This window comes from Agrobacterium sp. 20P9.1.2, from assembly GCF_057799395.1.
On the sequence record NZ_JBYOKI010000003.1, the window covers coordinates 82,985 to 96,641 of the forward strand.

Sequence of the window (13,657 nt, forward strand, 5' to 3'; positions counted from 1 at the left end):
GTGATTCTTCGCTCTGCCACCCTGACATTCCAAAGCAGATACAAAAAAGCCGCCCCTCAGTGAAGGGCGGCTTTTATTGAGCTACGCTTTGATCAGCCTGCTTCGTTGACCCGCTGAAGCGCGACCTTGAGGCTTTTGATCTGGACTTCCAGCTCCGCCTTGCGGTCGCGGTCGGCGGCTACGACTTCCGGATCGGCATTGGACACAAACTTCTCGTTCGACAGCTTCTTGTCGATGCGTTCCAGTTCGCTTTCTGCCTTGCCGATAGCCTTTTCGAGACGTCCCTTTTCAGCCGCGATATCGATGAGGTTGCCGAGCGGAATGCACACGGTTGCCTCACCCAGCACCAGCTGCGCCGAACCCTTCGGCGCGACATCAGCTGCCAGAATTTCATCTGCGCGGGCCAGACGGCGGATGGCCGCCGAGTGACGGTCGAGACGCATTTCCGTCGTCGGGTTCGCCGCAACGATGACCAGTGGTGCAGTCGCGCCTGGCGGAACGTTCATTTCCGAGCGGGTCGAGCGAATGCCGGAGACGAGATCGACCAGCCAGTTGATTTCGGCAGCAGCAGCATCGTCGCGGAACTCAGGTGTTGGCCAATCCGTATGGCACAGCAGGTCCTTGCGGCTTTCGCCCTCACCTGCCGAATGCTCCCACAGTTCTTCTGTCATGAATGGCATGAACGGGTGCAGCAACTTGTAGATTTCTTCCAGAACATAGGCAGCGCAAGCCTGTGCTTCCTTCTTGGCAACCTCGTCCTCACCGCTGAAAACGGGCTTCAGCAGTTCAAGATACCAATCGCAGACCTGATTCCAGACGAAGCGGTACAGTGCGCTTGCCGCATCGTTGAAACGGTAATTCTCGATAGCCGATGTGACGTCCTTTGCCGCATTGGCAAGTTCCGTCAAAATCCAGCGGTTGATCGTCTGTGTCGTTGCTTCCGGCAGGAAGTGCGGGTCGCGCTTCACGCCGTTCATTTCGGCAAAACGCGTCGCATTCCACAGCTTGGTGCCGAAGTTGCGGTAACCGGCGATGCGGGCCGGGTCCAGCTTCACATCACGTCCCTGCGCCGCCATGATGGCCAGCGTGAAGCGTAGCGCGTCTGCACCATACTCGTCGATCAGTTCCAGCGGATCGATGACGTTGCCCTTAGACTTCGACATCTTCTGGCCGTTCTTGTCGCGAACCAGCGCGTGAATGTAGACGGTATGGAATGGCTCGACCGGGTTGCCGGCATCATCCTTCATGAAATGCAGACCCATCTGCATCATGCGCACGACCCAGAACGGGATGATGTCAAAGCCGGTGACCAGAACGTTGGTTGGATAATAGCGCGCCAGTTCCGGCGTCTTTTCCGGCCAGCCGAGTGTGGAGAATGGCCACAGCGCGGACGAGAACCATGTGTCCAGAACGTCTTCATCACGGGTCAGAATTTCACCCGGCTTGAAGTTTTCCAGCTTCTCCTCAACCCAGGCCTTCCACGGGCCCTCGTGCGAGATATAGTGCTGGATTGCGGCCTGAAGCGCCTCTTCCTCCGTTTTCTCGACGAAGACCTGGCCATCCGGACCATACCATGCCGGAATCTGGTGGCCCCACCAGAGCTGGCGCGAAATGCACCATGGCTGGATATTTTCCATCCACTGGAAGTATGTGTTTTCCCAGTTCTTCGGCACGAAATTGGTGCGGCCTTCGCGAACGGATTCGATGGCTGGCTTGGCAAGCGTCTTGTTGTCCACCCACCATTGATCGGTCATGCGCGGCTCGATTGGCACGCCGCCACGGTCGCCATGCGGCACCATGTGCTTGTGCGGCTCGATCTTGTCCAGCAGACCTGCTTCTTCGAATATCTCGACAATGATCTTGCGAGCGGTGAAACGATCCTGACCTTCGAGGCGATCCCATGCTCCATGCAGGGCGGCTGGATGATCCAGTCCTTCGAGAAACTCCTCGTTTTCCTTGATGGTAATTGTCGCGTCGATGTTGAGAATGTTGATCGCACGAAGACCTGCACGCTTGCCGACTTCGAAGTCGTTGAAATCATGCGCAGGCGTGATCTTGACCGCGCCGGTACCCGCTGTCGGATCGGCGTAGTCATCGGCAACGATTGGAATCTTACGACCAACGATCGGCAGAATGACGTGCTTGCCAACGATGGACTTGTAACGCTCATCATCCGGGTTCACGGCGATGCCGGTATCGCCCAGCATGGTTTCCGGGCGCGTGGTGGCAACGACGATGTAATCGCGGGTTTCGAATTCGGTGGCCTTGCCCTCTTCATCGAATGCGATTGGGTATTCGTAGGTAACGCCCTTTTCCAAGGGGTAGCGGAAGTGCCAAAGGTTGCCCTTCACTTCCAGCTGCTCGACTTCCATGTCGGAAATCGCTGTCAGCAGCTTCGGATCCCAGTTTACAAGGCGCATGTCCTTGTAGATCAGGCCTTCCTTGTAGAGCGTAACAAAAACTTCGAGAACGGCCTGAGAAAGGCCTTCATCCATCGTAAAGCGTTCGCGCGACCAGTCGCAGGATGCGCCAAGGCGCTTCAGCTGGTTGAAGATCAACCCGCCGGACTCTTCCTTCCACTGCCAGACTTTCTCGATGAAGGCTTCACGGCCCATGTCGCGGCGGCCAGGCAGCTGATTTTCCATCAACTTGCGCTCGACCACCATCTGCGTTGCGATACCGGCATGGTCCATGCCCGGCTGCCATAGCACGTCCTTGCCGCGCATACGCTCAAACCGGACCATGATGTCCTGAAGCGTGTTGTTGAGCGCGTGCCCCATGTGGAGAGAGCCGGTCACATTCGGCGGCGGTATCACGATTGTGAACGTTTCCGCGCCCGGCTTGGCGTTCGCGCCAGCGCGAAACGCATTGGCCTCATCCCAGGCTTTGGCGATTTTGGGTTCTACGGATGCGGAATCGTAGGTCTTTTCGAGCATTTACTGACCTGAATTTTAGAGTTCTGGAGCATGTCGCGCAAATTTGCAGCGGTTTTGCGGAAACGACATACGACAATACAAGGAATCTACAGTGCACCACGAATCCTAGGGATCGCAATGCGCCATATGTTTGATTTTTTAAATAAGGATGGGCGGTGCAGAGTCAACAGAAAGTGGCGTTTTCAACGGCAAAGGCTAACAAACAAAAAAGCCGCCCCGGGTTCTGAAGCGGCTTTGCGTTGGTTTCTTTCGCTGTGATCAGCGGCGCGGGCCGCGGGCTACGCGCTCGATTTCCTCGCGCACCAGCCTCTCGACCAGCGTAGGAAGGTTGTCTTCCAGCCAATCCTTCAGCATCGGGCGCAGCATATCCTGTGCCATCTGCTCGACGGAGGGACGCTCTACGCCATCGAACATCTCCGCCAGTTCGCCGAAGGACTGCGCGATCTGCGCACCTGCGGCAGCGGAAATGAGGTTAAGCGAGAGGCCAGTTTGTTCCGGCTGACGGTGCTGCGGCTCGGCTGCTACCGGCTGTTCGGCAACGGGCTGCTCCATAACGACTTCCGGCTGAGCAGCAGGTGCCGGGGCTGGCGCAGGCTGCTCAGGCTCAACGGCACCGCGAAGGGCCATGTTTTCCCAAACCGGCAAAGGCTGTGGTTCCGGCGCGGCAACGACCGGGCGCGTGAAAACGGGCGCGGGTTCCGGCTGCTGGCGAACGGGGGCCTGCGTTGCATTCAGCAGCGGGCGCATGTCGGTCGGGCGAATGGATGCAGCGGCTGCCCGCTCCTGCTGGAACGGTGGCTGCGAAACCGGGGCTGGCTCGACCAGACGCTGGGCTGCGTAGCCTTGAGGGCCGAGCGACGCATTGCGATCCGCAGCAGCACGGACACGGGCCGCGACATCTGCCAGCGACATGGTCTTGTCCGCCGAATCTGCACTGGTCATATCAGGCCGTTCCGCAAAGGATGGCTCGGGCTGGCGCGCGCCGTAACCTTGGTTTGCGGCTGGCGGCACATGTGCGGGCGGGCTGGCAAGCTCTGCCGAGAAGGACGAATCCGCATCCTCTTCCTCATCATAAACCGGAGGCAACGGCGCCGAAAAAGCATCCGATGACGCAGGCTCGTTGCTTTCGATGATCCTGCGAATGGATGCCAGAATTTCTTCCATGGATGGTTCGCGCGCTACACTTGGCTGAGCCATTTTTATCCCCGGTTTTCACGTTCAAGACGGAACGGAGCAAAATACGCACTCCGAATCACCGTTAGTGTAGGGCACCCATGGGTAGAAATGAATCCACCTGACGGCAGTAAGTCGCTTGTTACACAGCTTTATTTCGCGCGGCTGAAAAACGGAAATGCCGGACCCTCGCCGGCCCGGCACCTCAACATCCATTTAAAACTGAAGTCTTCGATCAGAAAACGAAGTCGCGCGCCTTGGCAAAACCCGGAACCGGCTTGACCGAAGCATTGAAGAACGAGGTGGATGATGTGCCCTTGCCATCGCGGCGGTAAACGGTTGCCTTGGCAGAGTTGCCGTAACCGACGACGGCGATGAGACGGCCACCATCACCAAGCTGATCGAGAAGAGCCGCAGGCACGTCTTCCACAGAGCCGTTGATGAAGATGAGGTCGTAAGGCGCCTCTGCGGCATAACCCTTGTCCAGCGCGCCGGTGACGGTCGCGACATTATCGAAACCAAGCGACGACAGCGTTGCTGTCGCGGCTGCGCTCAACTCTTCATCCGATTCCAGCGAAACGACCGAACCCGCCAGCTGCGAAAGGACCGCCGAAACATAACCCAGACCGCCGCCGATTTCGAGAACGACATCATCCTTGGTGATGGCTGCCAGCTGCAACAGCTTGGCCAGTGGCGATGCCTTCATTACGTAGCGAGGACCAAGTCCATCCTTGGCCGGACAGATCTGCAAATCCTCATCCGCGTAAGCAATCCGCTTCACACCGGCGGGCACGAACTCTTCCCGCGGCACCGCCAGAAAGGCCTTCAGCACCGAATGCGAGGTCACATCGGTCGTGCGCAACTGGCTGTCTACCATCTTGCCGCGTGCGGTTTCGAAATCCATCATGTCGTGTTCGCCTCAAATACAAGCTCGAAAGCAGCCTGAAATTCAGACCACCGTTGGCTACCGTCTTAATTGCCTGCGCGTTGGCTTTCAAGCACAAGCACACCGCAGAGGGTGGAAAAAGGCAGGTTGTGACTTTCATCGCAGATTTTAGCATCCAGATTGCGCAAAACACTCCAAAAGCGGGAACTTTTTATCCGCCTAATCATTGATAAAGGACTGGAAACGCTCAACAACCTTCGGAGGCCAGCATGCTCGGCACAATCCTTATTATCCTGCTCGTTCTGTTCCTGATCGGCGCTTTGCCGAACTGGGGTTACCATAATTACGGGTATGGTCTTTCAGGCGGTCTCGGCCTTGTTCTCGTGATCGTGCTGATTTTGGTCCTCCTCGGCCGTATCTAACGTCCCTGTAAAAGCCGCATCGTCCCATCAAAAAGGACATGCGGCTTTTTCACAAAACTTCTTCGGCTTTTTCAAACCTACCCTATTGCGTGGAAAATGGATTCGTTCTAAATCCCCGCCATGGCTTGAGCGATACAAGCCCGTGAGGCCTCGTGGCGGAGTGGTGACGCAGAGGACTGCAAATCCTTGTACCCCGGTTCAATTCCGGGCGAGGCCTCCAACAAAAATCACCGAAATTTCAAATGTTTACAGCAGTCCCTTAAAGTCACTCCATCGATGGTGTGACTGACGGATGGGACCGTGCTGTCTAATTCCCCCACCTCGTCGGAACATCAATCGGCTTTTGCAGTTTACCGCGATACAAGAGTAGTGTTGCGATATGCAACCCAACAGACTTTCCGGGAGAGCGCCATGAGATTGACCGTTGTTTTAATGAGTGCAGGACTGGCGTTGGGGCTTGGCGGTTGTACGGCTGGCGGCTTTACGGCCACGTCTATCTCGTCCTACAGCCTGGAGCCGATACCCGGCAGCATTACTTACGGCGGGCAGCCGCGAACGAAGTTGACGAAATCGCCTATCGGCAGCACGTTTACCCATAATTTCCGCCGCTTCGATGACCGCGTTATTGAAACGTATCAGATCCAGCCGGACCGTTCGCTGAAAATCATCGACCGCCGTATCATCAGGGACTGGTCGTTCCTTGGTCGGGATGACTAGGCTGGCAACATAATGCCGGTAGCATGCAGATAGACATTGAACAGCTACCCCGAACCTTCTAAACGCCCTTCCAGTATTGGAAGCAACGGGGAAAGCCATGCAGACGCCTTGGAAAAAGCCGGTTCTCATCGCGTTGGAAGAGCCAGGCGTCTATGTGAGCATCGAATCGACGCAGGCGGCGTCCTGGGCGTTGATCGAAGATTGGCCGGAAGAAGATGGCGAGATGCTGGACCGTGCACTTCTCGTCTTTGCGGCTGTGGATGCTGGCAAGAAAAAGCCCGAAGATGCGCGCAAGGCCTTCATCGATGCGGCGATTGAAGCTGGTCTAGACGTAAAGTCATAGTGACGCAGGTGATTTTGCCATCTTAAAAACCGGCCGCCTTGTCGGTAAGATGTTGACGAAAATCAAAAAATACCGAGGCACTCTTCTCAATGAAAAAGTTCATTTTCATCCTTATTCTGGCCTGCCTGCTGATCAGCATTGTCGGGCATTGGATTTTTGCACTCGTCGTGACCTGAGTGCAAATGCCGGGCATGTATGCTGCCCATAGAATTCCTAACAATTCATGTCAGCGTCACGGAACTCCGTTAAGTTTTGCACGTTCTTCTTCCACGAACATGGAGGGTAAAGCGATGCGTGACGGTCTCAACAGTCTGCTTGAAGTTTCACTACTTGGTTTTGTGGTTGTTACTTGCCTTATGATGGTTAACCCCATCATTTGATAGCAATATCAGAGTGATTATCAGACAACGTTATTTAAAATAACGATGCCAAAATGCGGCCTTTGTGCCGCATTTTGTTTTTCCGCTTCACGACTTTGTTCATCAGCTTTTTTTCAATAGCAACCTTATTGCATTCGGCGTGGGGGGCGCTAACGTCTGACAATAGCCTCTCGTGAGTAACGCGCATGTCTGCACCCCAGTCTTCCTCCACAATCGTCACCGCCGCCATGCTGGCCATTGGCGATGAGCTTCTTTCCGGTCGCACCAAGGATAAGAACATCGGCCACCTCGCCGATGTCATGACCATGTCAGGCATAGATCTCAAGGAAGTGAGAATTGTCGCGGATGAGGAACCTGCTATCATCGAGGCGCTGAATGCGCTGCGTGAGCGTTATGACTATGTCTTCACGTCGGGCGGGATCGGCCCCACCCATGACGACATCACCGCCGATGCCGTATCCGCAGCCTTCGGTCTGCCCTGCGAACATGACGACGAAGCGATGCGCCTGTTGGGCGAGATGTACCGCGTTCGAGAAATGGAATTTACCGATGCCCGCAAGCGCATGGCCCGCATGCCCCGTGGGGCGCAGCACATAGCCAACCCGGTATCGGTCGCGCCCGGCTTTATCGTGGAGAATGTCTACGTCATGGCCGGCGTACCGCAGGTGTTTCAGGCCATGCTCGACAATGTGATTCCCACACTCCGCACCGGATCGAAAATCCTGTCGCAAGCTGTTCGCTCGCCCTATGGCGAAGGTGATATCGGCACGCTTTTGACCGTCGTTCAGAAGGCCCATCCCGAAACGAGCATCGGCTCCTACCCCAAATATGACGGCCAGCGTTTTTCTACGGAGATCGTCGTTCGCGCCCGCAATGCAGCGGCCCTCAACGCCGCAGCGCAGGACGTGACCGCAATGATCGAGACCATCACTCGCGAGAAAGCAGCGCGCGCCGTTTGAACGCTTGCAGCCGTCGAACGTTTACGCAAATCGAAACCGCCTTTGCGTTCGCGTTGATCGTGATCAAGGCTTTGCTAGGCTGAAGGCAACAGAGTGCTGGCTTAAACGGAAGCGGATTGCAGATTTCCCAGGCTGCACAGCTTCACCATGATGAGGGAGCCCGAACATGGGTTACAAGACGATACTTGCCGTTATGGACACCGCGGAAAATGCCCGAAAGCTAGGCGATTTTACCGTTTCGCTGGCAAACACATTCTCCTCACACGTCATTGGCCTGCATATGGAAACATTTGCAGCCGTTCCGCTCGTTGCCCCCATGGAGATGCCAGACCCGGCAACCGTACAAGCGGTGCAGGAAGTCGCGCATCAGGAAACCACGGATGTGGGGCGGATATTCGATAAGAAAATGTCTGCCGAAGGCGTTTCGCACGAGTGGCGCAGCTTCGTTTCCTCCGTCGGTTACTCTTCCAACACAGCCGTTCAGAGCGCGCGCTGCGCCGATATCGTGCTCGCGAGGCAGACGAGTGCTTCGGCAATGTCAGATAGCCGTGCGGAGCTCGACAATTTTCTCTATGAAAGCGGGCGCCCGATCCTTCTCGTTCCACACATCTTGCAGCAACCCAAACCAATTAAACGCGTGCTGGTGGCGTGGAACGGTTCGAGAGAGGCCACCCGCGCGGCCTTCGATGCCCTACCCTTCATGATGGCGGCAGATAGCGTCGAGATTTTCTCTGTCGGTGCGGAGGACAGCGATGTTCAGTCCGGTGCCCTTGCAGGTTCCGAACTCGCCTCCACCCTCGCCCGCCACGGCATCAATGTCAGCGTCACCTCGCAGGAAAAAGCGCATGGCCTGTCTGCCGAAAAGGCAATCGAGCAGCGTCTGTCGGATAACAGCATCGATCTGCTGGTCATGGGTGCTTATGGCCATTCCCGCTGGTGGGAGATGCTGTTCGGCGGCGTTACGCGCACCGTGCTGGACAAGACTACTGCCCTGACGCTTTTGTCGCGTTAAGCCGATGGTGAGCTGAAAACCAAAGAAGCCGCCGAGACGATCGGCGGCTTATCGCACTCTGGCCGCTAGACTAAATTAGTCGCTTCTCACCCGTCGCGAATTTCGCCTTCAGCAGACATTCGTCATATTCCGCATCCGCAGTGGAATCGAACACGATACCGCCGCCGACATTGAACGTGGCTCTGCCATCCTCAAACAGCGTGATAGTGCGAATGGCGACGGAGAAGCGCATGTCTCCTGTGGGTGATATGAGGCCGATTGCGCCGCAGTAGGCGTTGCGCGGCCCTGTCTCCAGATCGTGCAGAATCTCCATGGCGCGCATTTTCGGCGCACCCGTGATCGAGCCGCAGGGAAACAGGGCTGCGAAAATATCTGTTATGGACAAATCAGGCAGCAGCTTTGCGCTGATATGGCTGACCATCTGGTGAACCGTCGGATAGGTCTCGATATCGAAAAGCTTGGGAACGTCCAGCGTGCCGACTTCGGTGATGCGCGATATGTCGTTGCGCAGCAGGTCAACGATCATTCGGTTTTCGGCCAGCGTCTTTTCATCCCGCAACATGCGCTCGATCAGGGCCGCATCTTCATCCGGTGAGGCGCCGCGCCGGATCGTGCCCTTCATCGGGTGCGTTTCAATCCAGCCATCCCGGATGGAGAAAAACAGTTCAGGCGAACGGGAGAGAATGACGGGGCCACCCAGATCGATCAACGCGCCGTATTTCACCGGCTGCCGCTCGATCAGCGACCAGAATGCGGTGAGCGGGTCTGCCTGCCAGCGCGCATGGATCGGCATTGTCAGATTGGCCTGATAACAATCGCCCTGCCGCAGATGCTGATGCAGCCTGTCGAACTGCTGGCGATATTGCGGAAGCGTCCAGGCCGGTTTGATGTCGGTCAGAAAATCATCGACTTGCATCAAGTCCGCCGGAGGCTCCACTTCGTCACCAACCGGTGACGTGAAGACGCCGAAGCAGAGAAGCGGGACATCGCGTTTTACGTCCGCGATCGGTGCGAGCTTTTTCTCGAAGAGGTAGCCTGCCTCATAGGACATATAGCCAGCGAGATATTTGCCACTTTCACGCGCCCGCTGCATGCGCTCCAGCGCGGGCAGGAATTCATCCGCGTTATGCGCAACGATGATTTCTTCCGGTTCAGTGAACAGCGTCACCGAACCGGTCGTATCATCGCGAAAGAGAACATAGGGCGCGGTTGGCAATGCGGTCGATCCGTTGAGTTTCAAACAGACTCTCAGATGCGATCGATATCGCCTTTCGCCCACATTTCAATGGTCTCGGCGTAGAAATCCGCAAAGCGGCCTTCTTCAATTGATTTGCGGATGCCCTGCATCAGTTCCTGATAATAGGCCAGATTGTGCCAGGAGAGCAGCATGCCGCCCAGTGCCTCGTTGGAGCGGGCGAGATGGTGCAGGTAGGCGCGGGAATAATCGCGCGATGCCGGGCAGTTGGACTGTTCGTCCAGCGGGCGCATGTCTTCAGCGTGGCGGGCGTTGCGGATGTTGACGCGGCCACGGCGGGTGAAGGCCAGACCGTGACGACCGGAGCGGGTGGGCATGACGCAATCGAACATGTCGATGCCGCGGGCGACCGATTTCAAGATATCATCCGGCGTGCCGACGCCCATCAGATAACGCGGCTTTTCCGTTGGCAGAACCGGAAGCGTCGTGTCGAGCATCGCCAGCATCACCTCTTGCGGTTCGCCCACGGCAAGACCGCCCACGGCATAACCCTTGAGATCGAGCTGCTTGAGCCCTTCCGCCGAGCGGATGCGCAAATCCGGCTGATCGCCACCCTGCACGATGCCGAACATGGCCTTGCCCGGTTGCTCGCCAAATTGAACGCGGCAACGCTCCGCCCAGCGCAGCGACATTTCCATGGCGCGTTCGATTTCCTTGCGCTCGGCAGGCAACGCGATGCATTCATCGAGCTGCATCTGGATATCAGAATCCAGCATGCCCTGAATTTCGATGGAGCGTTCTGGTGACATGTGGTGCAGCGAGCCATCCAAATGGCTTTTGAAGGTCACGCCCTTCTCATCCAGCTTGCGTAGGCCAGACAGTGACATGACCTGAAAACCGCCGCTATCGGTGAGGATCGGGTGCGGCCAGCGGATCAGCTCATGCAGACCACCAAGGCGCTGTACTCGCTCCGGGCCGGGTCGCAGCATCAGGTGGTAGGTATTGCCCAGAATGACATCGGCGCCGAGGTCACGCACCTGATCCAGATACATGGCTTTGACGGTGCCAACCGTGCCGACCGGCATGAAGGCCGGTGTGCGGATGGTGCCGCGTGGCATGGCCACTTCGCCAAGACGCGCGCCGCCGCTGGTTGCTTTGAGGGTGAAGGAGAAGTTCTCGTGCATCAGGTTTTCCGAAAAAGGAGGCTGGAATCGCCATAGGAATAGAAACGGTAGCCGGTTTCGATAGCGCGCGTGTAGGCCTCGCGCATGGTTTCCAGCCCGCAGAAAGCCGAAACCAGCATGAACAGCGTGGATTTCGGCAGGTGAAAATTCGTCATCAGAATATCGACAGCCTTGAAACGGTATCCCGGCGTGATGAAGATGCCGGTTGGCCCGGACCAGGGCATGATCTGTCCATCATCAGCAGCCGCACTTTCGATCAGCCGCAGCGACGTTGTGCCGACGCAAACGATGCAACCGCCCCTCGCCTTGACCGCATTCAGCTTGGCCGCAGTTTCCTCTGAGACAGTGCCGATTTCGAGGTGCATCTTGTGCTCTTCGGTGTCATCAGCCTTTACAGGCAGAAACGTGCCAGCGCCCACATGAAGCGTTACAAAGTGCCGCTCGATACCGGCGGCATCCAGAGCTTCGAAGAGCGCGGGCGTGAAGTGCAGGCCGGCGGTGGGCGCTGCGACGGCCCCTTTTTCGCGGGCGTAGATTGTCTGGTAATCGGTCTGGTCCTGCGCGTCTTCAGGACGCTTGGCGGCGATATACGGTGGCAAGGGGATGTGGCCGACGGACGCGATGGCCTCGTCCAGCACGGGGCCGGAGACGTCGAACAGCAGCGTGATTTCGCCCTCTTCGCCCTTTTCCTCGACGGTCGCCTCAAGGAAAGCCAAGCCGCAGACATTGTCACGCTCGTAACCGAAGCGGATGCGGTCGCCCTGCTTGATGCGCTTGCCGGGACGGGCAAAAGCCTTCCAGCGGCTGGCATCTGCGCGCATATGCAGCGTGGCGGAAACGGCAGTCTCCGGAGCGCCCTCGCGGAGCCGGACGCCTTCTAGCTGGGCGGGAATAACGCGGGTGTCGTTGAACACCAAGGCGTCGCCGGGCTTCAGAAAACTTGGGAGATCAAAAACCTGATGGTCCGTCATGCTGCCTGCATTCGGATCGACCACAAGCAGACGCGCACTGTCGCGCGGGTTCGCCGGGCGAAGCGCGATGTTATCGTCAGGAAGGTCGAAGTCGAACAGGTCTACACGCATGATGGGCTTTCGAAAAACATCAAACCCGCCCCGCATTCGCATGTGGGCGGGTAATTCGGGTGACGGGGCGTTCTCCAAACTCTGCGTCATCCTCGGGCTTGACCCGAGGATCTAACGATCCACAACGATCCTCGGGGCAAGCCCGAGGACGACGACGGAGAGGTTGATGCCCGCCACCCAATCAAAACCCGCCCCGCAGAACCTGCGAGGCGGGCCAAGTGTCTATATCCGACGATCAGGCCGCAGAAGCAAGGCGGATCGAGACGATGGAATCGGGGTCCTTCACAGGCTCGCCGCGCTTGACCTTATCGATGGCTTCCATGCCTTCGATGACCTGGCCCCAGACGGTGTACTGCTTGTTCAGCCATGGGCTGTCCGTAAAGCAGATGAAGAACTGCGAGTTGGCAGAATTCGGGCTTTGCGAACGGGCCATGGAGCAGGTGCCGCGAACGTGGGAAATGGCGGAAAATTCTGCCTGCAGGTCAGGCTTCTCGGAGCCGCCCATGCCAGCGCGGCTTGGGTTGAAGCTTTCAGAACCCTTCTTGCCGAACTTCACGTCGCCGGTCTGCGCCATGAAATCGGAGATGACGCGGTGGAAAACAACGCCGTCATAGGCCTGCTCGGACACCAGTTCCTTGATGCGGGCAACGTGGCCGGGGGCCACTTCCGGCAGAAGCTGGATCACGACCTTGCCAGTCGTGGTTTCCATGATGAGGGTGTTTTCGGGATCTTTGATCTCGGCCATGGTATCTCTCCTTTTACGTGGGCATGCGCCCGGTTTTATTTCTTGCCAACGGTGACTTTGACCATGCGGTCAGGATCGGAAACTTCGCCGTTGCCGCCTTTACCCTTCTTGATCTTGTCGACAAATTCCATGCCGGACACGACCTTGCCGACGACGGTATACTGGCCGTTCAGGAACGAGCCCTGATCGAACATGATGAAGAACTGCGAGTTGGCGGAATTCGGGTCCTGCGAACGGGCCATACCGACAGTGCCACGCTCGAACGGTGTCTTGGAAAACTCGGCCGGCAGATCAGGCAGGTCGGAACCGCCGGTGCCTGCGCGCTGGGCGTTGAACGACTTGCTCATGTTACCGTACTGCACATCACCCGTCTGGGCCATGAAGCCGGGAATGACGCGGTGAAAGGCGACGTTGTCGTAAGCACCTTTTTCAGCCAGCGCCTTGATCTGCGCAACGTGCTTGGGCGCAACTTCCGGCATAAGCTGGATGACGACAGGGCCGTCTTTCAGCTGGATCGTGAGGAATTCCGCAGCCGAAGCAAAGGTGCTGGCGGCGATGGCGCTGACGAACAGGGCGCCAGCAAAGGCAAATCGAAGCAGTTTCATCGGATTGGCTCCAGAGTA

The 13,657-nt window shown here is 57.3% G+C and carries 13 protein-coding genes and 1 tRNA gene; 6 read left to right on the forward strand and 8 right to left on the reverse strand.

Translation table 11 applies throughout. The features are described from left to right. Positions 1 to 92: 92 nt before the first annotated feature. From AC27VJ_RS09820 to AC27VJ_RS09830, 3 genes are all read right to left on the reverse strand, one after another. Entirely contained in the window at positions 93 to 2,936 is a 2,844-nt protein-coding gene (locus AC27VJ_RS09820) for a valine--tRNA ligase (RefSeq protein ID WP_488683874.1), read from the reverse strand. 258 nt (positions 2,937 to 3,194) lie between these two features. Further along, complete coding sequence (locus AC27VJ_RS09825; RefSeq protein WP_488683875.1) at positions 3,195 to 4,133, reverse strand: PopZ family protein; 939 nt, start codon at positions 4,131 to 4,133, stop codon at positions 3,195 to 3,197. A gap of 211 nt (positions 4,134 to 4,344) precedes the next feature. After that, the gene (locus AC27VJ_RS09830) at positions 4,345 to 5,016 is read right to left on the reverse strand and encodes a protein-L-isoaspartate O-methyltransferase family protein (RefSeq protein WP_488683876.1); all 672 of its coding nucleotides are present in this window, start codon (positions 5,014 to 5,016) and stop codon (positions 4,345 to 4,347) included. Between the two features lie 248 nt (positions 5,017 to 5,264). Between AC27VJ_RS09830 and AC27VJ_RS09835 the strand changes: the two genes are divergently transcribed. The 6 genes from AC27VJ_RS09835 to AC27VJ_RS09860 all read left to right on the forward strand — a co-directional run bounded on the left by AC27VJ_RS09835 (position 5,265) and on the right by AC27VJ_RS09860 (position 8,828). Then, a complete protein-coding gene (locus tag AC27VJ_RS09835) occupies positions 5,265 to 5,417 on the forward strand; it encodes a DUF3309 family protein (RefSeq protein WP_082469772.1) in 153 nt (50 codons plus the stop codon). Positions 5,418 to 5,563: 146 nt separating this feature from the next. Next, positions 5,564 to 5,637 (forward strand) — tRNA-Cys (locus AC27VJ_RS09840). A 191-nt stretch (positions 5,638 to 5,828) separates the two neighbouring features. After that, positions 5,829 to 6,134, forward strand: a complete 306-nt coding sequence (locus AC27VJ_RS09845) for a hypothetical protein (RefSeq protein WP_488683877.1) — start codon at positions 5,829 to 5,831, stop codon at positions 6,132 to 6,134. 97 nt (positions 6,135 to 6,231) lie between these two features. Beyond that, complete coding sequence (locus tag AC27VJ_RS09850; protein ID WP_113088125.1) at positions 6,232 to 6,477, forward strand: DUF982 domain-containing protein; 246 nt, start codon at positions 6,232 to 6,234, stop codon at positions 6,475 to 6,477. Between the two features lie 565 nt (positions 6,478 to 7,042). Further along, positions 7,043 to 7,816: a competence/damage-inducible protein A gene (locus AC27VJ_RS09855; protein WP_488683878.1), complete on the forward strand. Its 774-nt coding sequence runs from the start codon at positions 7,043 to 7,045 to the stop codon at positions 7,814 to 7,816. A gap of 166 nt (positions 7,817 to 7,982) precedes the next feature. Next, entirely contained in the window at positions 7,983 to 8,828 is an 846-nt protein-coding gene (locus tag AC27VJ_RS09860) for a universal stress protein (RefSeq protein ID WP_488683879.1), read from the forward strand. Positions 8,829 to 8,898: 70 nt separating this feature from the next. Here AC27VJ_RS09860 and AC27VJ_RS09865 read toward each other — a convergent pair whose 3' ends face one another. The 5 genes from AC27VJ_RS09865 to AC27VJ_RS09885 form a co-directional block, all read right to left on the reverse strand. Next, entirely contained in the window at positions 8,899 to 10,044 is a 1,146-nt protein-coding gene (locus AC27VJ_RS09865) for an aminodeoxychorismate synthase component I (RefSeq protein WP_488684331.1), read from the reverse strand. A gap of 32 nt (positions 10,045 to 10,076) precedes the next feature. Next, positions 10,077 to 11,207, reverse strand: a complete 1,131-nt coding sequence (gene tgt / locus AC27VJ_RS09870; protein ID WP_488683880.1) for a tRNA guanosine(34) transglycosylase Tgt — start codon at positions 11,205 to 11,207, stop codon at positions 10,077 to 10,079. Continuing rightward, on the reverse strand, positions 11,207 to 12,289 hold the full coding sequence (gene queA, locus AC27VJ_RS09875; RefSeq protein WP_488683881.1) for a tRNA preQ1(34) S-adenosylmethionine ribosyltransferase-isomerase QueA: 1,083 nt from the start codon (positions 12,287 to 12,289) through the stop codon (positions 11,207 to 11,209). Before queA ends, tgt begins: the two co-directional genes overlap by 1 nt. 235 nt (positions 12,290 to 12,524) lie before the next feature. Beyond that, on the reverse strand, positions 12,525 to 13,034 hold the full coding sequence (locus tag AC27VJ_RS09880; RefSeq protein WP_488683882.1) for a peptidylprolyl isomerase: 510 nt from the start codon (positions 13,032 to 13,034) through the stop codon (positions 12,525 to 12,527). A 35-nt stretch (positions 13,035 to 13,069) separates the two neighbouring features. Further along, entirely contained in the window at positions 13,070 to 13,639 is a 570-nt protein-coding gene (locus AC27VJ_RS09885; protein ID WP_045230545.1) for a peptidylprolyl isomerase, read from the reverse strand. Between the last annotated feature and the right edge of the window lie 18 nt (positions 13,640 to 13,657).